At 67.1% G+C, this 21,007-nt stretch carries 22 protein-coding genes; 10 read left to right on the top strand and 12 right to left on the bottom strand.

Annotation, left to right across the window (positions count from 1 at the left end; translation table 11 throughout):
* The first annotated feature begins 56 nt into the window (after nt 1-56).
* A complete protein-coding gene (locus ACPVPU_RS05390; protein ID WP_448659944.1) occupies nt 57-734 on the top strand; it encodes an OmpA family protein in 678 nt (225 codons plus the stop codon).
* Between the two features lie 90 nt (nt 735-824).
* On the opposite strand, the gene ACPVPU_RS05385 is transcribed toward ACPVPU_RS05390, so the two are convergent.
* Entirely contained in the window at nt 825-1,274 is a 450-nt protein-coding gene (locus tag ACPVPU_RS05385; RefSeq protein WP_448659943.1) for a nucleoside deaminase, read from the bottom strand.
* Between the two features lie 113 nt (nt 1,275-1,387).
* Here ACPVPU_RS05385 and rpmB point away from each other — a divergent pair, with 113 nt between their 5' ends.
* A complete protein-coding gene (rpmB, locus tag ACPVPU_RS05380) occupies nt 1,388-1,684 on the top strand; it encodes a 50S ribosomal protein L28 (RefSeq protein ID WP_448659942.1) in 297 nt (98 codons plus the stop codon).
* 47 nt (nt 1,685-1,731) lie between these two features.
* Here rpmB and ACPVPU_RS05375 read toward each other — a convergent pair whose 3' ends face one another.
* The 4 genes from ACPVPU_RS05375 to ACPVPU_RS05360 all read right to left on the bottom strand — a co-directional run bounded on the left by ACPVPU_RS05375 (nt 1,732) and on the right by ACPVPU_RS05360 (nt 7,022).
* Nucleotides 1,732-2,793 carry an esterase-like activity of phytase family protein gene (locus ACPVPU_RS05375; protein ID WP_448659941.1) on the bottom strand — a complete coding sequence of 354 codons (1,062 nt, stop codon included), beginning with the start codon at nt 2,791-2,793 and terminating at the stop codon, nt 1,732-1,734.
* Nucleotides 2,794-3,017: 224 nt separating this feature from the next.
* A complete protein-coding gene (phbB, locus tag ACPVPU_RS05370; protein WP_448659940.1) occupies nt 3,018-3,740 on the bottom strand; it encodes an acetoacetyl-CoA reductase in 723 nt (240 codons plus the stop codon).
* 31 nt (nt 3,741-3,771) lie between these two features.
* Nucleotides 3,772-4,779 carry a ferrochelatase gene (gene hemH, locus ACPVPU_RS05365; RefSeq protein WP_448659939.1) on the bottom strand — a complete coding sequence of 336 codons (1,008 nt, stop codon included), beginning with the start codon at nt 4,777-4,779 and terminating at the stop codon, nt 3,772-3,774.
* On the bottom strand, nt 4,776-7,022 hold the full coding sequence (locus tag ACPVPU_RS05360; RefSeq protein ID WP_448659938.1) for a molybdopterin cofactor-binding domain-containing protein: 2,247 nt from the start codon (nt 7,020-7,022) through the stop codon (nt 4,776-4,778). The genes hemH and ACPVPU_RS05360 overlap by 4 nt, the downstream gene beginning before the upstream one ends.
* 73 nt (nt 7,023-7,095) lie before the next feature.
* Between ACPVPU_RS05360 and lgt the strand changes: the two genes are divergently transcribed.
* The 8 genes from lgt to ACPVPU_RS05320 all read left to right on the top strand — a co-directional run bounded on the left by lgt (nt 7,096) and on the right by ACPVPU_RS05320 (nt 15,242).
* A complete protein-coding gene (lgt, locus tag ACPVPU_RS05355) occupies nt 7,096-8,013 on the top strand; it encodes a prolipoprotein diacylglyceryl transferase (RefSeq protein WP_448659937.1) in 918 nt (305 codons plus the stop codon).
* A 4-nt stretch (nt 8,014-8,017) separates the two neighbouring features.
* Entirely contained in the window at nt 8,018-9,076 is a 1,059-nt protein-coding gene (locus ACPVPU_RS05350) for a class I SAM-dependent methyltransferase (RefSeq protein ID WP_448659936.1), read from the top strand.
* Entirely contained in the window at nt 9,073-9,582 is a 510-nt protein-coding gene (locus ACPVPU_RS05345) for an N-acetyltransferase family protein (RefSeq protein WP_448659935.1), read from the top strand. Before ACPVPU_RS05350 ends, ACPVPU_RS05345 begins: the two co-directional genes overlap by 4 nt.
* On the top strand, nt 9,579-10,343 hold the full coding sequence (gene pgeF / locus ACPVPU_RS05340; protein WP_448659934.1) for a peptidoglycan editing factor PgeF: 765 nt from the start codon (nt 9,579-9,581) through the stop codon (nt 10,341-10,343). Before ACPVPU_RS05345 ends, pgeF begins: the two co-directional genes overlap by 4 nt.
* Nucleotides 10,344-10,437: 94 nt before the next feature.
* Complete coding sequence (locus ACPVPU_RS05335; protein ID WP_448659933.1) at nt 10,438-10,974, top strand: DUF4126 family protein; 537 nt, start codon at nt 10,438-10,440, stop codon at nt 10,972-10,974.
* A 52-nt stretch (nt 10,975-11,026) separates the two neighbouring features.
* Complete coding sequence (locus ACPVPU_RS05330) at nt 11,027-13,561, top strand: glycoside hydrolase family 9 protein (protein ID WP_448659932.1); 2,535 nt, start codon at nt 11,027-11,029, stop codon at nt 13,559-13,561.
* A 149-nt stretch (nt 13,562-13,710) separates the two neighbouring features.
* Nucleotides 13,711-14,727 carry an adenosine deaminase gene (locus ACPVPU_RS05325; protein WP_448659931.1) on the top strand — a complete coding sequence of 339 codons (1,017 nt, stop codon included), beginning with the start codon at nt 13,711-13,713 and terminating at the stop codon, nt 14,725-14,727.
* Nucleotides 14,727-15,242: a phosphoribosyltransferase gene (locus ACPVPU_RS05320; RefSeq protein WP_448659930.1), complete on the top strand. Its 516-nt coding sequence runs from the start codon at nt 14,727-14,729 to the stop codon at nt 15,240-15,242. Before ACPVPU_RS05325 ends, ACPVPU_RS05320 begins: the two co-directional genes overlap by 1 nt.
* Nucleotides 15,243-15,303: 61 nt before the next feature.
* On the opposite strand, the gene ACPVPU_RS05315 is transcribed toward ACPVPU_RS05320, so the two are convergent.
* The 7 genes from ACPVPU_RS05315 to ACPVPU_RS05285 form a co-directional block, all read right to left on the bottom strand.
* Nucleotides 15,304-15,573 carry a hypothetical protein gene (locus ACPVPU_RS05315; RefSeq protein ID WP_448659929.1) on the bottom strand — a complete coding sequence of 90 codons (270 nt, stop codon included), beginning with the start codon at nt 15,571-15,573 and terminating at the stop codon, nt 15,304-15,306.
* A gap of 116 nt (nt 15,574-15,689) precedes the next feature.
* Nucleotides 15,690-16,760, bottom strand: a complete 1,071-nt coding sequence (gene aroC / locus ACPVPU_RS05310) for a chorismate synthase (RefSeq protein ID WP_448659928.1) — start codon at nt 16,758-16,760, stop codon at nt 15,690-15,692.
* Nucleotides 16,757-17,284 carry a GNAT family N-acetyltransferase gene (locus tag ACPVPU_RS05305; RefSeq protein WP_448659927.1) on the bottom strand — a complete coding sequence of 176 codons (528 nt, stop codon included), beginning with the start codon at nt 17,282-17,284 and terminating at the stop codon, nt 16,757-16,759. The genes aroC and ACPVPU_RS05305 overlap by 4 nt, the downstream gene beginning before the upstream one ends.
* Before the next feature lie 4 nt (nt 17,285-17,288).
* Entirely contained in the window at nt 17,289-18,092 is an 804-nt protein-coding gene (gene fabI, locus ACPVPU_RS05300) for an enoyl-ACP reductase FabI (RefSeq protein WP_448659926.1), read from the bottom strand.
* 18 nt (nt 18,093-18,110) lie between these two features.
* Nucleotides 18,111-19,043, bottom strand: a complete 933-nt coding sequence (locus ACPVPU_RS05295) for a YihY/virulence factor BrkB family protein (RefSeq protein WP_448659925.1) — start codon at nt 19,041-19,043, stop codon at nt 18,111-18,113.
* Nucleotides 19,044-19,099: 56 nt separating this feature from the next.
* Nucleotides 19,100-20,023, bottom strand: coding sequence for a DnaJ C-terminal domain-containing protein (locus ACPVPU_RS05290; RefSeq protein ID WP_448659924.1), 924 nt, complete (start codon nt 20,021-20,023; stop codon nt 19,100-19,102).
* A 78-nt stretch (nt 20,024-20,101) separates the two neighbouring features.
* Nucleotides 20,102-20,986, bottom strand: a complete 885-nt coding sequence (locus ACPVPU_RS05285; protein WP_448660424.1) for a transglutaminase family protein — start codon at nt 20,984-20,986, stop codon at nt 20,102-20,104.
* Nucleotides 20,987-21,007 lie beyond the last annotated feature (21 nt).

Here is a 21,007-nt window from a genome sequence, read left to right as displayed (position 1 = left end):
TTGATTGGCGCATCCCGGCGTAGAAGGGGATGCGCGTCAGATGGAGGAATGAAGCAATGAAGGTAGCGCAGAATCTGGTGATGGCGGGTGCCGTGGCGGCGATGGCGGTGACCAGCGCGTGCGTGACCGATCCGGTGACGGGTCAGCGGACGATTTCAAAGGCTGCACTGGGCGGTGTCGGCGGCGCGCTGGGCGGCTATCTGCTGGGCGACATCGTGGGCGGGCGCAACGACCGCACGGCCAAGATCATCGGCGCCGGCATCGGCGGCATCGCGGGCGCTGGCATCGGCGCCTATATGGACCGGCAGGAGCGCGAACTGCGCCAGCGCACGGCCGGCACGGACATCGAGGTGACGCGCCAGGGCGATGACCTGTTGCTGAACATGCCGTCGGGCATCACCTTCGCCACCGACAGCACGACCATCCAGCCGCAGTTCCGCGCGACGCTGGATCAGGTCGCGCAGGTCCTGTCCGATTATAACCAGACCTATGTCGATGTGTACGGCCACACCGATTCGACCGGCAGCGATGCGTATAACCTGACGCTGTCGCAGCGCCGGGCCGATGCGGTCGCCGATTACCTGTCCACGCGCGGCGTTGCCCGCGCCCGCATGGGCACGCGCGGCTTCGGCGAAAGCCAGCCGATCGCCGACAACACCACCGAGGCGGGACGCGCTGAAAACCGCCGGGTGGAAATCAAGGTCGTTCCGATCAGCCAGAACGAAGTCCAGTAAGGACTTCAGGTACCGGAAACCGGGGGCGGGGCAGCGATGCTCCGCCCCCTTTTTGATTCCCGGACCGATGCCCCCCGCGACCCGGCGGGATCAGCGCCGCTCGGCGAAAAAGGCCTTGAGCAGCGCACTCGCCGCACTGGCACCGATTGCCCCGTAGATTTCCGGGCGGTGCAGGCAGGTCGGCTGGGCAAAAAAGCGGGGACCATGTTCGACCGCCCCGCCCTTTGCATCGGGCGCGCCGTAATAGAGCCGGGCGATGCGGGCATGGGCAATCGCGCCGGCGCACATGGCGCACGGCTCCAGCGTCACCCACAGGTCGCAATCGGTCAGCCGGTCCGTGCCCAGTTCCGCCGATGCAGCGCGAATCGCCCGGATTTCGGCATGGGCGGTTGGATCGTTCAGGGCGCGGGGCGCATTGGCAGCCGTGGCGATGATCCGGCCGTGCCGCACGATCACCGCGCCCACCGGCACCTCCCCCGATTCGGCGGCGGAGCGGGCCGCATCCAGCGCGACGCGCATCGGTTCTGGCAGGCGAAACATCGCTGCGCTATGCGGATGCAGGCGCAAAGCTGCAACCCGGCGGTTGACGCACCCCGGCTTTTCAAGTAGCGGAGCCGCCTTTCCGGGCAACCCCGAAATCAGGATTGATCATCATGTCGCGCATTTGCGAGCTGACCGGCAAGGGCCGGCAGGTGGGCCACAACGTATCCCACGCCAACAACAAGACCAAGCGTACGTTCCTGCCCAACCTGCAGAACGTCACGCTGATGTCCGACGCGCTGGAGCGTTCGGTACGGCTGCGCGTGTCGACGCATGGCCTGCGTTCGGTGGAGCATAATGGCGGCCTGGACAACTGGCTGCTGAAGGCGGGCGACGATTCGCTGTCGCTGCGCGCCCGTCGCCTGAAGCGCGACGTCGCCAAGAAGCTGGCGGGCAAGGCAAGCGCCTGATCCGGTCGCCGGGCGGCAGGTTCGCCCGGCGTTCATGCCCGCACCCGTCAGGGTTGCATGGCCGATGCGGCGGTTGCTGCGTCGGCTTTTTGCATGTCCAGCCTGAACTTCAACAACAGGCTGCGCTGCAGGATCGACTGATTGTCGTCGGATCCGATCCACACGATCACGGCGTCCCCCTGCCGCGTCACGGCCAGCGCTTCGTAATTGTCGGTCAGCACCGGCGGCGCAAAGGTGGCGATGGTCCGCACCACGGCGACCGCACCGGGCCGCATTTCCGAACGGCGAAGGATCCCCAGCCTGGCATCCCAGCGATAGGGCAGCCGAAAGCGCCGGGTCAGCACCAGCAGATCGCCACCGGGCAGCATCGCGGCATCGGTTGCGCGAAAACCGGGATCCGGCCGGTAGGCGAATCGCCGCACGCGCACGTCGGGCCGGGTGGGATCGCCTTCGAACAGCAAGGCGGGATAGCGACCGGCGCTGCCGTCGATCCGCTGTTCGCCCAGCACGACGAAACGGCCATCGTCCAGCCGCACCATCGCCTCTGCACCGCTATTGTCGCCCCAGTTGCGCATTGCCGCCGGGGTAGCCGATGCCTGTGCCGGGCCGGGGATGCCCCCGGCGCCACTGCCCGGCCGGCCCGCCATCCTCGGTCCGCCCGAATAGCGCCAGATCGCATTGGACCGTTCGAACGCGATCCAGATGCTGCCGGTGAGCGGATCGCGGGCCATCGCCTCGGTATCGCGGTCCTCCTTCAGCCAGCCGGTGCCCGGACCGGCGGGTATCGCCCCGAATCGCATCGCCTGCGGATGCCCGAAGCGGGCCATGTCGAACTGCATCCAGTTGCCGCCGTCGCTGAGCAGCAGGAACTGGCGGCCATCGGTGCTGATTGCCGAAAATCCGCCAAAGGCCGGATCGGTGCTGGCGAGCGACATGCCGCCCAGATAGGTCAGCGCGCCCAGATGCGTGCGTGCCGGATCGCCAGCCACCATCGCCACCGGCGCGACGGTCACCCGGGGCTCGCGGCCATAAAGGGGCAACCGGTCGAGGCCGGAATAGCTGGGCACCAGCAGGATCACGGCCAGGACGACGAACACCACCAAACGCATGGCCCCGCCATAACGCCGAACCGGCGGATGCCCAGCCGGTTTTGCGTCCCTGAACGAGAGATGAAATCGCCGTTCAGCCATGGATCAGGCGATGAATGCGATTGCATGGACAGCAAGGTGCCGCCCGTTGCGTATCGCGGCCCCCATGCGTCCGAGATGCCTCGGGTTGCGTAGCGAGGCAGGGGCCGGCGCGGTTCAACCGGCGTCGGCCCCCACCCCCATGTTCAATACATGTGCTGGCCACCGTTGATCGACAGGGTCGATCCGGTCACGAACCCGGCATCGTCCGAGCAGAGAAACGCGACACCGCGGGCGATTTCATTGGCTTGGCCCAGCCGCCCGACCGGAATCTTGGCCACGATCTTTTCCAGCACCTCCGCAGGGACGGCCGCCACCATGTCGGTGTCGATATAGCCCGGCGCGATGGCGTTGACGGTGACGCCGAACTTGGCCCCTTCCTGTGCCAGCGCCTTGGTAAAGCCGTGGATGCCCGATTTGGCGGCGGCATAGTTCACCTGGCCATATTGGCCCGCCTGGCCGTTGATCGACCCGATATTGACGATGCGGCCCCATTTGCGCTCACGCATTCCGGGGAACGTCGCCTTGGCCATGTTGAAGCAACCGCCCAGATTGGTATCGATCACTTCCTTCCACGCCTGATAGGTCATTTTCAGCAGGGTGCCGTCGCGAGTGATGCCGGCATTGTTGACGACGATATCGACCGGGCCGAGCGCTTCCTCGACCGCCTTGACGCCCGCCGTGGTGGCTTCGGGATCGGCGACGTCCCATTTGAATGCCTGGATACCGGTGCGTTCGGAAAAGGCGCGGGCGCGTTCGTCATTCCCGGCATAGTTGGCGGCGACCGTGATCCCGCGCTCCTTCAGCGCCAGGCTGATCGCTTCGCCAATTCCGCGCGTGCCGCCGGTAACGATTGCCACTCGTGCCATTCATCCTCTCCTTATCCTATGGCCGTCAGGGTTAGGCGGGTCGAAGCCAGCCTTCAAGTTCGCGCGCGATCAGCCGGTTCAACATCGCGATGCCGATGGCGCTGTCGTTCAGACAGGGCAGATAGGCGAAATCGGTGCCCCCCGCCTCGATGAAGGTGTCGCGGCCCTGCATCGCCACTTCCTCGAGCGTTTCGAGGCAATCGGCGGAAAAGCCGGGGGCAAAGACGACGACCTTCTTCGCGCCCTTACCCGGCAACTCCTCAAGCGTCTTGTCAGTCGGCGGGCCGAGCCATTCGGCGGGGCCGAATCGCGATTGAAAGGCGATGGTCAATGGCCGCCCCATCGCCTCGCCCAGCAGGCGAGCGGTCTTCTGACACTGGCAATGATAGGGGTCGCCCAGTTCGAGCGTCCGCTTGGGCATCCCGTGGAAACTGGCGACGATGGCGTCGGGCTGGAAATCCAGCCCGGCCAGCCCCTCGGTCAGGCTGTGCTTCAACGCATCGATATAGAGCGGATCGTCATGATAGGGCGGCAGGGTGCGGATCGCGGGCTGCCAGCGCATCCGGCCCAGTTCGCGGAACACCTCGTCATTGGCGGTGGCCGTGGTGGCCGCGCAATATTGGGGGTAGAGCGGTGCGATCAGGATGCGGTCGCACCCGGCATCCTTCATCGCCCGCACCCGATCGGCAATGGCGGGCTGGCCATAGCGCATGGCGTAATCAACCATCACCCCGGGGCCGAAACTGTCCTTGAGCGCCGCCGCCTGTGCCTTGGTGATCGCGGCGAGCGGCGATCCGTCGTCGCGCCACACCTGTTGATAGGCATGGGCAGACTTGCGGGGGCGGACATTCAGGATGATGCCGCGTAGGATCGGCTGCCAGACCAGCTGGGGAATTTCGATGACCCGCGGGTCGGACAGGAATTGTTTCAGATACCGCCGCACCGATGCCGTGTCGGGCGCGTCGGGCGTACCGAGATTGACCAGCAACACGCCGATGCGCGGGCGCTGAACCGGGGGATGATCGGGCGGGAGGGTCATTCGTCTGCTGTCCTGAACGGATGCGTACGCAACCGGTCCCCTCCCAGGGTGGCGAGCGCATTGGCGATGGCAGGGGCGATGGCCGGCACCCCCAATTCGGAAACGCCGCCCGGTTCCGCATCGCTGCGGAGCACCTCCACAGTGATATCGGGACATTCGGACAGCATCGGCACACGCATCTGGGAAAGATTGCGGACATCCGCAAGGTTTTCCGTAAATCCCGTGCCGCCCGCGATGGCGGCGGCCATGCCCTGGATCAGCCCGCCCTCGATCTGTTGCTGGACCAGATCGGGGTGGATGATGCGGCCGCAATCGATCGCCGCGACGATCCGGTCGACGCGAACCCGCGCCCCTTCCATCCGCGCCTCCGCCATGACCGCGATATGCGATCCCGCAAAGCTGTGCGCGGCGATGCCCTGGCCGCTGCCGGGGCTGGCCCCCTGCCATTCGCCGAGCGCGGCCACGCTGGACAGGCACCGGGCCAGCCGCGGCGCGCCGCCAAGCATGGCGATGCGATAGGATACCGGCTCCGTCTGGGCCAGGCGGGCCAGTTCATCGATGAAGCATTCGGTGAAGAACGCGGTGTAGCTGTGCGCCCCGGACGACCAGTAACCGGTCGGCACCCCGATATCAGCGGGAAAATGATCGACCGCCAGATGATCGATCGCATAGGGGGGGGCGGCCCCGGCGACCGCCGCCGCATCGCCGATCCCCGTCGGCAGCGCGCCAAGGGGGCGGGCGGCGGCATAGGGGCGCAGCAGCCGGCCAGTCATTTCGCGCCCGACCGACGGTGCCGCGATCCGCGCCGACCATCCCCGGATCATGCCATAGGGATCGAGCCGCGCAGCCAGCCGCGCCGCCGCCGCCGGCCGGAACCGGTCCTGCACGCATTGTTCGGCCCGCGACCAGGTGAGCTGAACCGGCCGATCCAGCCGCCGGGCCAGCATCGCCGCCTGGGCCGCGACGCGCGTCTCCAGCCGTGCGCCGAAACTGCCCCCGCCCTGCACCGGGTGCACGGTCACCCCGGCGGGGTCGATCCCGATGGCATGGGCCGCCGCCTCCCGCACCAAGCCGGGCGCCTGGGCGGCCGTCCACAGCGTCAGCCGACCGTCGCGCCAGATCGCAGTCGCACTGGCCGGCTCCAGCGGCATGTGCACGATCAGCCCCGCCCGGTAGCTGGCGGTGATGACCCGCGCGCCGCGAAAGCTGGCTGACAGGTCGCCGCGCGACACGATCCGTTCGCCCGGCCCATCAAGCGCTGCATCCAGCGCGGCATCGATGCTGTCCGAATTGACGATCCCGCTGGTCGTCGCAAAGCGGGGGGCCAGGATGTCCAGCGCCCGGTCGGCCGCCCACCAGGTCGTGCCGATGGCTGCGACCCATTCGGGATAGGTGACGATATCGACCACGCCCGGCGCCGCCCGCGCGGCGCGGTACCGCGCGCCGGTCAGCCGCGTATCGCCCACCGGCCCGCCCCGGACCGAGGCAAAGACCATGCCCGGCAGCCGGATGTCGCCGGCGAAATTGGCTGACCCATCCACCTTTGCCGGCATTTCCAGCCGAGGCAGGGGCTGGCCGGCCAGCCTGCCCTCTGCATCGCCGCGCAGGGGCGCGGGTTCGGGCGGGGACAGTCCGGCCGCCGCCTCGGCCAGGTCGCCCAGCCTTGCCTGGTTCTCGCCATGGCGGACCGTGCCGCCCAGGACGACGCATTCGCGCCAATCGACGCCCCAACGGTCCGCCGCCGCCATCTGAAGCATCGTCCGCGCGGCAGCACCGGCCGCCCGGAACTCTCCTTCGAACCGGCGGATCGAGGTTGAGGCTGCCGTCATCGTCAGGCCGATCCGGCGCAGCCATTCATCGCGCACCACCCCTGGCAAGCCCGCCAGGCCGTCGCCGAACACGGCTTCGGCGGCAAGGGGATTGGCCGAAAGCGGCCCGTCCGGAACCGGTTCAACGCCGACATAGCGCCAATCGGCACCCAGTTCGTCCGCCAGGATCATCGGCAGCGCGGTCCACGCGCCCTGACCGAACTCGCCCTGCGGCACGCCGACCGTCACCTGATGATCGCGCCCAATCTTTACCCAGCCGCCGAGCGCCGTCTCGCCCTCTGCAACGCCCATGCCGCCCGGATAGCGACGCGGCCACGCGCCCCAGGCGAGCAGCAAGCCGATGCCCGCGCCGCCACCGATCAGCAGCGAACGCCGGTCCATCGTCATCCGCCCTGACTGCGCCTGCCGTGCCATTCCACCCCGCTCTATCGACCGTTGCCGCGAAGCGCCAGCGCCCGCACGATCCGGCTATTGGGTTTCGCTGCCCATGCTTCTAAAGAAGCCGCAACCAACAGGAGCCTGCCCGCCCGTGATCCTTTCCCTGCTTGCCCAGAGCGCGACGCATCTGCGATTCGATTCGCTCGGTCTCGATCCGGTGGCGCTCGACCTCGGGTTCTTCGAGCTGAAATGGTATTCGCTTGCCTATATCACCGGCATCCTGATCGGATGGTGGTATCTGCTCAAGCTGATCGCCCAGCCCGGTTCGCCGATGGCGCGGCGGCATGCGGACGACCTGGTCTTCTATGCGACGCTGGGCATCATCCTGGGCGGACGGATCGGCTATGTCCTGTTCTATGCCCCGGAAATGCTGACCAGCCCGCTGCGCATCCTCAGGCTGTGGGATGGCGGCATGTCGTTCCACGGTGGCATGATCGGCACGACGCTGGGCATCATCTGGATGGCGCGCAAGGAGGGGCTGAACTGGCTTCGCGTGCACGATTACGTCGCCTGCTGCGTGCCCTTCGGCCTGTTCTTCGGGCGGATGGCCAATTTCGTGAACGGCGAATTGTGGGGCCGCCCCAGCGACGTGCCCTGGGCCATCATCTTTTCGCGCACCGGCAACGACGTGCCGCGCCATCCCAGCCAGCTGTACGAAGCGGGGCTGGAAGGGCTGATCCTGTTCGCGGTGCTCGCCTTTGCCTTCTGGCGGACGCGGGCGCGGTACGAGCCGGGCAAGCTGGTCGGCCTGTTCCTGCTGGGGTACGGCCTGTCCCGCTATGTCGTCGAGTTTTTCCGGCAGGCGGATCAGCAATATCTGGACCATCCGATCCTTGGCACGCCGGGGCTGCAGATGGGCCAGTTGCTGACGGTGCCGATGATCCTGGGCGGCCTGTACCTGATCGCCACGGCAAAGGGGCGGCGGCAGCGGGTGGAGCCGGTGGCGGGCGCGCAGAGCGTCGCCTGAAGCCATGGCTGCCGACGACCAGGATACCCTGCCCGAACGGCTGGCCCGCGCCATCGCGCTGGCCGGGCCGATCCCGGTCGCGCAGTATATGGGTGCGGCCAACGCGCATTATTACGCCACGCGCGATCCGCTGGGCGAACGCGGCGATTTCATCACCGCGCCGGAGGTGAGCCAGATGTTCGGCGAGCTGGTCGGGCTGGCGCTGGCCGATGCGTGGGACCGGGCCGGTCGGCCTGCGCTGCGCTATGTCGAACTGGGGCCGGGACGCGGCACGCTGGCCGCCGATGCGCTGCGCGCGATGGCGACGGTGGGCCTGACCCCGCCCGTGCATTTCATCGAGACCAGCCCCGTGCTCCGCGCGGCGCAGGCGGAGCGGGTGCCGAACGCGGAATGGCATGTCGACATGATCGGCGTGCCCGACGACCTGCCGCTGATGATCGTCGCCAACGAATTTTTCGATGCGCTGCCCATCCGCCAGCTGATCCGGACCGGCGAAGGGTGGCGCGAGCGGCTGGTCGCCAGCCAGGACACGCTGTTCCTGCCCATCGCGGGCAAGACGGGGTTCGACCAGATCATCCCGCACCATCTGCGCGGTGCGCCGCCGGGATCGATCCTGGAAACCTCCCCCGCCAGCGTGGCGGTGATGCGCACGCTCAGCCAGCGGCTGGTCGCCCAGGGCGGCGTCGCGCTGGTAATCGATTACGGCTATGACGGCGGCCCGGCGCTGGCCGACACGTTGCAGGCCGTATCGGGACATCAATATGCCAATCCGTTCGAGGAACCGGGCAGCCGCGACCTGACCGCGCATGTCGATTTCCAGACGCTGATCGAGGCGGCACGGGCCGAGGATGCGCTGGCCTATGGCCCGGTCGAACAGGGTGCGTGGCTGACCGCGCTGGGCATCGGGCCGCGTGCCGCAGCGCTGGGCAATGCCGCGCCGGAGCGGATGGAACAGGTGGAGGCGGATCGGCTGCGGCTGGTGGCGCCGGACCAGATGGGGGCGCTGTTCAAGGTGATCGGCGTGACCGCGCCGGGCTGGCCGCAACCCGCAGGACTGGCATGAGCGTCGTGCTGCGCGATGCGGCCTTGGCGGATGCGGCGACGCTGGCCGCGCTGGCGCGCGAGACCTTCACCGAAACGTTCGGCCATCTGTATCACGCCGACGATCTGACACTGTTCCTGGCCGGGCACAGCACCGAACGCTGGCAGGCCGAACTGGCCGACCCCGCCTATCGCGTGCGGGTCGGCGAAGCGGACGGACGGATGGTCGCCTTTGCCAAGCTTGGCCCGCCCACCCTGCCGTTCGAACCGCGCGGACCGTCGATCGAGCTTCGCCAGCTGTATGTGCTGAAGCCGTGGCACGGAACCGGCGTCGCTGCCGAGCTGATGACCTGGGTGATCGACACGGCGCGGCGGACGGAGGCGCAGGACCTGTATCTGTCGGTGTTCACCGACAATCACCGCGCCCGCCGCTTCTATGGCCGCTATGGGTTCGAGGAAGTTGGCCCCTATGTCTTCAAGGTCGGCAATCATGAGGATGCGGACATCGTGATGCGGCTGGCGCTGTGAAGGTCGAGGTGCTTCGCGCCAATGCCCTGGCCGGGGTGGCCCACGGGTTCCTGGGGCGGCAGGGCGGGGTGTCGACCGGCGTGACCGCGGGCCTGGACCTGGGGCGGCGCGGCCAGGCGGAGATTTCGCCGGAGCTTGCCGAAAACCGGCGGCGCGCAGTCGATGCGGTGCTGACAGGCGCGACGCTGGTGACGCTGTATCAGGTGCATTCGGCCGAGGCAGTCGTGGTCAACGCGCCCATCCCCGATGATGCCCGCCCCCATGCCGACGCGATGGTGACGCGCACACCGGGCCTGCTGCTGGGCATCCTGACCGCCGATTGCGCGCCGGTACTGTTCGCCGATACCGAAGCAGGCGTGGTCGGTGCAGCCCATGCGGGGTGGAAGGGGGCGATCGGCGGCGTCACCGACCGGACGCTGGATGCGATGGAGCGGCTGGGCGCGCGCCGCGACCGCATCGCCGCCGCCATCGGGCCGTGCATCGCGCGGGCAAGCTACGAAGTCGACCTGGCCTTTGCCGAACGCTTCTGCACCGACGATCCGGCGAACGAACGCTTTTTCGCCGATGGGCGCGAGGGGCATGTCCAGTTCGACCTGGAGGGATATGTCGCGCACCGGCTGGCCGATGCGGGCGTCGGCCGGGTGGAGATGCTGGGCGAGGACACCTATGCGCAGGAGCGTCGCTTTTACAGCTATCGCCGTGCCACCCATCGCGGCGAACCGGATTATGGACGGCAGATCAGCCTGATCGGCGTGGCATGATCCCGACCCGTCGGGGGCGGACGCCCAATCCTGCTGCCCTTGGTCCCGGCGCTCTGCTAGGGTCTGCCGCAGGCGCTGGCGAGGGAACGACAGGATGATGACGATCGCGATCGCAGCACTGATCCTCGGCATCGCCGCCGGGATGCGGTCGTTCCTGCCGCTGGCGGTGCTGGCCTGGGCGTCCTGGGCCTGGTGGCTGCCGGTCGATGGCACGATGTTTTACTGGGCAGCCTCGCTATGGGCGGTCGTCCCGCTGACGCTGCTGGCGCTGGGCGAACTGGCCGGGGACAAGCACCCCGCCACGCCCAGCCGCCTGACCCCCCCGCCGCTGGCATTTCGCTTCATCAGTGGCGGCCTGTGCGGCGCACTGATTTCGGTGTGGCAGCCAGCACAGACCTGGCTGGTCCCCGCGATGATCGGTGCGGCGGGGGCGATGGCCGGTGCGTTCGGCGGCCATCGTCTGCGCACATGGCTGGCGCGGGAATTTCGCACCGACCTGGTCGCCGCGCTGATTGAGGACGCAGTCGCGCTCGGCCTGTCGATCCTTGCCCTGTTTGCGGCATGGGCCGCCTTTGCCGAGCCGACTACCTACAGCATAACGGTTGACCTGCCCGCTCCATCCCGCCAGTGATAGCGCTATCAGGACGCGGTGTCATACGCCGTGCAATCAAAGGGAGCGGATGATGAGGCGCAGGTTCTTGACCGTTGCGACGGCGGCGATGCTGGGGTTTTCCGGCCCCGCGCTGGCACAGGATCGGGCAACGCCGCCCGCCCAGCAGACCGAACTGACCCTGTCCGACCAGGAGTATCTGGAGGCGCGCGGCGTCAACTGGCTGGTGTTTTCCAACTGGTATGACGGCCTGTTCGCCGATGCCAAGCATTCGGGCGTCGAATTGATCCAGCAAGGCGTGCGCACCGCGACCAATGGCGATGTCCGCCTGTCCGCGACGCCTGGCCAGTGGGATCCGATCGGCCGGCTGGTCGAGCGCAAGGTCGACAAGGCGACCGGCGCGATCGAGGCGGTGCTGGAATATCCCGAGCATAATTTCCGCTATCGCATCATCGGCACGCCGGCCGGAAAGGCGATGCGATTGCAGGTCGTGCTCGACCAACCGCTGCCGGAGGCGCTGGCGGGCAAGGCGGGCTTCAACCTGGAATTCCTCCCTTCCGCCTATTTCCACCGCAGCTATCTGGCCGATGGCCGGGGCGGCACCTTTCCGGCCTATCCCCGCTCGGCGATGGTCGCTGGCGAGGCCCGCAACGCCGCATCGGGCCGCGAAGTCGGGCCGGGTGCCGAGACCCAGCCCTTTGCCACCGGCACCAAGCTGGTGCTGGCGCCCGAGGACGATGCCCGGCGCGTGACGATCAGTTCGGCAAGCGGCCCGCTGGCGCTGCATGACGGGCGCAACATGGCACAGAATGGCTGGTTCGTGGTGCGCGGCGCCCTGCCGAGCGGCAAGACCGGCGCGGTGATCGACTGGATGCTGGAGGCGAACAGCGTGCCCGGCTGGACCCGCGCGCCCAATATCGGCCATTCCCAGGTTGGCTATGCGCCGGGCCAGAAAAAGGTGGCGGTGATCGAACTGGACGCCAATGCCCGTCCGGCGGCCAATGCGCGACTGATTCGCATCACCGAAACCGGCGAACAAGTGGCGGGCACCGTGCCGACCAACGCATGGGGCAAATACAAGCGCTATCAGTATCTGACCGCCGATTTTACCGCGACCACCGCACCGGGCCTGTATCAGATCGATTATGCGGGCACGCGGACATCCACGTTCCGCATCGGTGCGGACGTATTCGCCGACGCGTGGCACGCGACCAACGACGTGTTCATGAACGTCCAGATGGACCATATGTTCGTGAACGAGGCGTACCGCGTGTGGCACAGCGATCCGCACCGCGACGATGCACGCCAGGCGCCCGTCAATCACGAACATATCGATCTGTATCGCCAGGGGCCGACGACGGACACCAAGTTCAAGCCCGGCGAGCATGTGCCGGGGCTGAACGTCGGCGGCTGGCTCGACGCGGGCGATTTCGACATCCGCACCCAGACCCAATATGCCGCCATCCGTGGCCTGGTGAATGCGTGGGAGACTTGGCAGCCCGCGCGCGACACGACGTTGATCGACAATGATCTGCGCCGGGTCGAGATGCATGTGCCCGACGGCAAGCCGGACGTGGTGCAGCAGGTGGCGCACGGCACCCGCTATCTCGTGTCGATGTACGATGCGGTCGGCTATGCCGTGCACGGCGTGGTCGAGCCGGATGTGGCGCAATATACCCATCTGGGCGATGCGGCGGCCAAGACCGATGGCCTGATCTATGATTCCGCGCTCAAATTCGGCGAGGAAAAGGGCGGGCGCAGCGGCAAGCCCGACGACCGCTGGGTGTTCACCAGCAAATCGTCCGCGCTCAACTATGGTTCGGCGGCGGCGATGGCGGCGGCAGCGCGGGTCATGGGCGGCGTCGACGACGCGCTGGCGGCCAAGGCGCGCAAGCTGGCGATCCAGGTGTGGGATGAGGAGCAATCGCACCCGCCCTTTACCTTCAGCCATGGCAACACCACCGGCGGTCCGCTGGAGGCGGAACAGTTCGACGCGGCGGTCGAATTGCTGCTGACGACAGGAGACAAGGCGAAATATGCCCCCCATGTCGTGCGGCTTTGGGACACGCTGGCCGCCAGGAAGATGATCGACTGGCAGACCGCGCTCAAGGCGTTGCCGATGATGGATGCGGACTATCGCGCCAAGCTGGAGGCAGCGGCCCGCGAATGGGCGACCGTGGATGCGGAGCTGGCCAAGGCCAATCCGTTCGGCGTGCCGGTGACCGAGGGCGGCTGGGCCGGATCGGGCGCGGTCGTGGGCCACGGCCTGACCGCCTATGCGCTGCACAAAGCGTTTCCGGCGATCGTCGATGGCAGCGCGGTGTTCCGGTCGATGGATTTCCTGATGGGGACGCATCCCTATCACAATCTGTCGCTCGTCTCGGGCGTCGGCACCCGGTCCAAGGAAGTCGCCTATGGCAGCAACCGCGCCGATTTCAGCTATATCGCAGGCGGCGTCGTGCCGGGCATCCTGATGCTGAAGCCCGATTTCCCGGAGAATAAGGAAGACTGGCCGTTCTTCTGGGGCGAGAACGAATATGTCGTGAACCTGGGTCCGGCATTCATCCAGCTGGCCAATGCGGCCAACGAGCTGGCGGGGAAGAAGTAGGGAAGGGAAGAAGGCCCTCACCCTTCCGCGGCGGGAAGGGTGAGGGCTTTTTTCTATGCTGCTTTCGCTAGCGCCCCCACCCCAACCCCTCCCCTGAAGGGGAGGGGCTTTTGGCTTGCCCCGGCCCCGCCCCCGCGCGAAAACGGGCCATGCGCATTCCCGATTCCTTCATCACCGGCCTGCCCAAGGCGGAGCTGCACCTGCACATCGAGGGGAGCCTGGAGCCGGAGCTGATGATGGCGCTGGCCCGGCGCAACCGCATCGACATCCCCTTCGCCACGGTCGAGGATGTCCGCGCGGCCTATCAGTTCAGCCGACTGCAGGATTTTTTGGATATCTATTATGCGGGCGCGAACGTGCTGCGCGAGGCGGAGGATTTCCGCGATCTGGCCGTCGCCTATTTCGACCGCGCGGCGGCGGACGGGGTCGTCCACGCAGAAATTTTCTTCGATCCGCAGACGCATACCGATCGCGGCATTCCGTTCGAGGCGGTGATGGAGGGCCTGTTGGCCGGAATGGCGGAGGCCGAGGCGAAGCACGGGCTTACATCGAAACTGATCCTGTGCTTCCTGCGCCATCTGGACGAGGAAGCCGCGTTCGCCACGCTGGCGCAGGCCGAACCGTGGCTGGACCGGATCGCGGGCGTCGGGCTCGATTCGTCGGAGCTTGGCCATCCGCCGGAAAAGTTCGCGCGCGTTTTTGCCCGTGCGCGCGATGCGGGGCTGAAGCTCGTCGCCCATGCGGGGGAGGAAGGGCCGCCGGACTATGTCGAGCAGGCACTGGACGTGCTCGGCGTGGACCGGCTGGATCACGGCAACCGCAGCTTGGAGGACGAAGCGCTCACTCGGCGGCTGGCGGACATGGGAATGACGCTGACTGTCTGTCCGCTGTCGAACCTGAAGCTGTGCGTCGTCCCGTCGCTGGACGTGCATCCGATCGACCGGATGCTGGCACTGGGCCTGCGCGCGACGGTGAACAGCGACGATCCCGCCTATTTCGGCGGCTATATCGCCGAAAACTATCGGGCGGTCGCGGCGGCGCGCGGCCTGTCGCGAGCGGACCTGGCGACGCTGGCGCGCAACAGCTTTACCGGCAGCTTCCTGGAAGCAGCCAGCATCGATCGCCATGTCGCGGGGGTCGACGCCTTTGTCGCCAAGGCAGCGTGATGCCTGTTTTCACGCATATCCGGCACGAGGAATTTGCCGGGCTGATCCGTGCGCTGGCGGCGGAACTGGCCGCCGACGACTGGCAACCGGATTTCATCATCGGCATCGGGCGGGGTGGCCTGGCCCCCGGCGTGTATCTGAGCCACGCGACCGGGCTCGCCACGCTGTCGGTGGATTATTCGTCCAAGAACGCAGATTTTTCGGAAGCTCCGCTGGACAGACTGGCCGCGCGGACGCGCGAAGGCGAGCGGTTGCTGTTCCTGGACGATATCAACGACACCGGCGGGACCATCGGAAAGCTGCGCGAACGGATGGCGGCGAAGGGCGCTGACATGGCGCAGGTGCGGTTCGCCACCCTGCTCGACAATATCCGTTCGGCGCAGCAGGTCACCTATCGCGCGCGACGGATCGACCGCGCGGTGACGAAGGACTGGTTCGTCTTTCCATGGGAGGCGATGGCACCGGACAGCGCGATCGCCGCCGATGCGGCGGAAGTGCCGGAGCGGACGGCATGATCCTGGCGTAACGAAAGAAGGGCGCGGGATCGATCCCGCGCCCTTCATCCTCTCCGACGACTTAGCGGGTCGGCGGGGTATTGGGGTCTTCCGTCCCCGGCGTTTCCATGTCGCCATCCTCATCCGGCATGGTCGGGCTGGTCGTGCCGTCCGGGTCCTGGGGCATGGTATCCGGCGTCGGCATCGGCTCTGGCGTCGGGGTGGTATCGGGCGTCGGCTCCGGCGTCGGCATCTGCTGCGTGTCGGTGGGCGGCGGCGGCACGTCCTGGGCGACGGCAATGCCGGACATGGACAGGATCAGGGCACCGGCGGCAAGGGTCTTGGTAAGCATCGTTACTCTCCTCGGGTAATCACGAGCAGACAACCGGCCACGACGTCGCAAGTTCACTCACCTGGTCGCGCATTTGCGTCGCTTTTCGCTGAAACGTGCCGAATGCGCCGCCCAGTTCACCCGCACTGGGCACGGTGAAGCAGTTTCTGGTCGGCGAGCACCAGCGCCATCATCGCCTCGACCACCGGTGCGCCGCGGATGCCGACACAGGGGTCATGCCGCCCCTTGGTCAGGATTTCCGTCGCCGCGCCCTCGCGCGTCACCGTCTCGACGGGGGTCAGAATGGAACTGGTCGGCTTGAACGCCACCCGGACCAGCACCGGCTGACCGGTCGAGATGCCCCCGGCGATGCCGCCAGCATGATTGGCCAGAAAGGTCGGTGCCCCGCCCTCGCCCGGCCGCATCGCGTCGGCATTCTGCTCGCCGGTCAGCGCCGCAGCGGCGAACCCATCGCCGATCTCCACGCCCTTCACCGCATTGATGCTCATCATCGCAGCGGCCAGTTCGCTGTCCAGCTTGGCATAAAGCGGCGCGCCCCAGCCCGCAGGCACGCCCCGCGCTTCGCACGCGATGACTGCGCCGAGCGACGATCCGCTTTTGCGGGCACCGTCGACCAGCGCCTCCCAGCGCTGCGCGGCCGCAGCATCGGGGCAGAAGAACGGATTGTTGCCGATTTCGCCCGCATCGAAATTGGCATAGTCGATCGCGTCGCCGCCGATCGCCTCGACCCAGGCAGTGATCGTCACCTCCGGAATGGCGAGCCGCGCCACACCGCCCGCCGCCACCCGCGCCGCCGTTTCGCGCGCGGAGGATCGCCCGCCGCCGCGATAGTCGCGGAACCCGTATTTGGCGTCATAGGCATAATCGGCATGGCCGGGGCGGTATGCCTTGGCGACGTCGGAATAATCCTTTGACCGCTGGTCCACATTTTCGATCATCAGGCTGATCGGCGTGCCGGTCGTCCGCCCTTCGAACACGCCGGACAGGATGCGGACCTGGTCGGGTTCCTGCCGCTGCGTGGTGAAGCGCGACTGGCCGGGGCGGCGCTTGTCGAGGAATGGCTGGAGATCCGCCTCGCTCAGCGCCAGTCCGGGGGGGCAGCCATCGACCACCGCGCCCAGCGCCGGGCCATGGCTTTCACCCCAGGTGGTGAAGCGAAACACGCGGCCGAACGTGTTGTAACTCATGCATCCTCCCCCAGCATCGCAAAGGCGGGGGCATGGGCCGCCACGCCGCGCTCACCCGGCGGCATTGGCCGGCCGGTCAGCACCGCCGCCATGAACTGGTCCCCGGCATAGGGCGAGGCAAAGCCCGCCGCCGTCTCCGCCTTGAACCCGAAGCGCGCATAATAGCCCGGATCGCCCAGCACGAAGCACAGGCCAAGGCCCGCGCGCGACAATTGTTCAAGCCCCGCAGAGACCAGCGCCTCGCCAACCCCCTGCCGCCGGTATTCGGGCAGCACCGCGAGGGGGGCGAGCGCGACGGCGGCGACGGGCTGGCCGTCCAACTCCACATGCATCCGGCTGAACACCACAGCGCCCGCCAGGCTACCGTTCGACTGATCCTCGGCCACCATGGCCAACACCATGTCCCCGTCCAGGCACAGCCGCATGACCAGCTCGGCCTCTGCCGCGGCCGGAAAGCTGCCCCGCATCAGCCGGTCCAGCGCGGCCACATCGCCGGCACCGGCGGGTCGGACGGCAATGGTCATGCCGTCAGGACAGCGCGATGTCGGGGGCGTCCTCGGCCTTCATGCCGATGACATTGTAGCCGGCATCGACATGATGGATTTCCCCGGTCACGCCGCTTGCCAGGTCGCTGAGCAGATAGAGCCCCGCGCCGCCGACATCCTCGATCGTAACGTTGCGCCTGAGCGGCGCGTTCAGCTCGTTCCACTTCAGGATGTAGCGGAAATCGCCGATGCCGCTGGCCGCCAGCGTCTTGATCGGACCGGCGGAGATCGCGTTCACGCGGATGTTGTCGCGGCCCAGATCGACGGCGAGATACTGGACGCTGGTATCCAGCGCCGATTTGGCCAGACCCATCACGTTGTAATGCGGCACGACCTTTTCCGACCCGTAATAAGTGAGGGTGAGGAGCGAGCCGCCATCCGGCATCATGTCCTTGGCGCGCCGACACACGGCGGTGAAGGAATAGACGCTGATGTTCATCGTCATCAGGAAATTGTCGAGGCTGGTATCGTAATAGCGGCCGCGAAGCTCGTTCTTGTCCGAAAAGCCGATGGCGTGGACGACGAAATCGATGGTCGGCCAGCGCGCCTTCAGCGTTTCAAAGGCGGCATCCAGATTGGCCATGTCGGACACGTCGCACGGGATGCAGAAATCCGATCCCAGTTCCGCCGCCAGCGGACGGACGCGCCGCTCAAGCGCTTCGCCCAGATAGGTAAAGGCCAGTTCCGCGCCCTGTTCCGCCAGCTTCTTTGCAATGCCCCAAGCCAGCGACTTGTCGTTGGCCAGGCCCATGATGAGCCCGCGCTTGCCCGCCATCATTCCCGTCATGCGTTCCCTTCCACGCGCTTAACGCTTGTCCGACGCGCTCTCTAGACCGGATTCGGGCGGTTCCGCCAGCGCTGCGTTCAGCTGAGCCCCGACGCACACGCCAAGGCCGACGATAAAGAAGAAGATGAGCGCGATCATGACGCCGGCAAGGCTGCCATAGGTCAGGTCGTAATTGGCGAGATTGTTCAAGACCAGCGGCAGCAACGCCGTCGTCGCAAGCCACCAGCCGGTGGTCAGCGCCGCGCCCGGCCATTTGGGATTGGCCGACCGGCGATAGATGCCGGGGGTCAGCGCGTAGAACAGGATATAGAGCGCCGCGAACAGCGCGATGGCAGGCACGAACCGCGACAGGCTGAGCGCTGTCTGCACATCGGTGGCAAAGGGCAGGACACGAACGATGAACGCCTCCACGCCGGTCAGCGCCACCTGAAAGCTGAATGCGGTCATCGCCAGGATGACCGAGGCGAAAATCATGCCGATCGCGCTCAGCCGATATTCCCAGAAGGGCCGGTTGACGGTGACGCCATAGGCCTGACGCTGAATCGCGCGCAGGGTTTCGACGAAACTGGCCGTCGTCCACAGGCCGACCGCAGCACCCAGCCAGAGGAGCGAGCCAGAGCGTGCCGCGAGCACGTCCAGGATCGGTTTCTGTAGCACCGACGCGACGTCGGGCGGCATCGTCTGCAAAAACGCCTCGACCGTGCGCAGGCCGTCTTCGGTGCGCCCGAACAATCGCGCGATCGCAGCCGCGACGATGAAGAAGGGGAACAGCGTGACCAGGCTGAGATAGGCCAGGTTGCCGGCATGGGTGAAGCCGTTGCTGAATACCCCGACCACCACCCGTTTGACGACCTCGATCACTCGCTGGCTGATGCCCAAGGTTTCGAGGCGGGTCTGCAGTCCGCCACGGCCAGCGCGGGCCTCTGGCGATTCGGGGGAGACGTCGGTCATGGATGAAAAACCGTCCGAACCCGGCATTGGCTCCGTATCGGGCTGCATTTTTCCGTTCAGCTGTTCAATCGCGCACGAACGTCCTGTCCCGCCGTCCCCGGCCAGCTGCGCACGAACTCCGCCAATTCCGGGTCATCGGCGGGAATATCGATCATCAGCGTGACCAGTTGATCCCCCCGTCCGCCCCCTTTTTTGTGAAAGCCGCGACCGCGCAGCCGCATCACCTTGCCCGAGCTGGAACCAGCGGGCAGCTTGAGCATCACGCTCCCCTCGACCGTCGGCACCTTCACTTCGCCGCCCAGCACCGCTTCGACGAGCGATATCGGCAGGTCGATCCGCACATCGTCGCCGTCGCGGGTGAAAAAGCGGTGCGGTTGTACCTCGACGGTCACGATGGCGTCGCCCGCGCCGCCCGGGCCCATCTGTCCCTTGCCCGCCAGCCGCATCTGCGTGCCGGTTTCCACGCCGGCGGGCAGTTTCAGGTCGATCGCCTTGCCGTCGGACAGGGTGATCCGCTGCGGCGCCAGCGTCGCTGCATCGACGAACGACACGGCCAGCCGATAGGGGATGTTCGCACCCTTCGGCTGGGGCCTTCGTCCGAAGCCGCTGGCAAAGCCGCCGCCCCGCGCGCCGGCGCCGCCGCCGAACAGCCCTTCGAAAATGTCGGTGAAATCGCCGCCGTCGCCGAAATCGGCCCCGCCGCGCGGCTGTCCGCCCGGACCGCGCGCGCCGCCAAAGCCGAAGGGCATGGCGGGGTTGCCGTCCGCATCGATTTCCCCGCGGTCGAAGCGGGCGCGCTTGTCCTTGTCGCCCAGCAGGTCATAGGCCTGGGTCACGGTGGCGAACCGCTCCGCCGCCTTCGGATTGTCCTTGTTCCGGTCGGGATGCAGTTCCTTGGCCAGCTTGCGATAGGCGGATTTGATCTCCGCCTCGCTCGCCCCGCGCTTGACGCCCAATATCGTGTAGGGATCGCCTGCCATGTTCCGAATACGCCTCCTGTCGGGCGCTTATGTGGGGGAAAGGGCGCTGCGGTGCAATCGCCCCGCGCCGATGGGGGGTCAGGGGACCGGCAACGGCTCCACATCGACGGACACCCGCATCGTCTGGGCACCCGTGCCCAGCACCACGCCGTCGATGGGGGCGATATCGGCATAATCGCGGCCAATGGCCACGACGATATGATCCTCCGCCATCCAGATGCCGTTGGTCGGATCGACCCCCAGCCAGCCATGCTGCGGCCCGCACCACAGCATTACCCAGGCATGAGTGGCGTCGGCACCGACCAGGCGGGGCTGGCCAGGTGGCGGCAGCGTGCGCAGATAGCCGGATGCATAGGCGGCCGGCAGGCCGGCGGCGCGCAGGCCCGAAATCATGATCTGGGCGAAATCCTGACACACCCCGCCGCGTTTATGGAACGCCTCCGACGGCGGCGTATCGACCAGGGTGGCACTGGGGTCGAACAGGAAATCGCGCTGGATGCGGCGGGCCAGCGCCATGCCGGCATCCAGCACGCCGCGATCCGGATCCAGGTCCTGCGCGCACCAATCGGCGATTTCGCGGTCAAGCGCGATACGGGGCGACGGGAACAGATAGGCGGCCGGGCTGGCCGGTCCCATGTCGCGGCTGGCCCGCGCCATGGCCGCCACCTCGCTCAGCGTCGGATCGGCGGGCGACGGCACCGGGATCGGGCGATCGACGGTCATGGTGGCGCGGCTTTCGATCACCAGGCTGCGCGTGCGGTTTTCGACGACCAGCCGCAGGACATTGGCCAACCCAGCCTGCGCCCGGGCAGGCGCGATCCGCCCGGTGGGCGTGACCGTCAATTCGTGGGATTCGATCGTCTGGCCGGACCAGTGGATCGGGGACAGGCGCAGGTTGCACCGGGCAAATCCGGCTGGCTCGCCATAATCGAAGCGCGTCAGATGATGGATGGCATAACGCATCATGAACGGTGGTTCCCGCGG

This window comes from Sphingomonas paludis, assembly GCF_053502515.1.
Note: the sequence above shows the minus strand (reverse complement) of the source record. Positions and strands in the feature narration are given on the sequence as shown.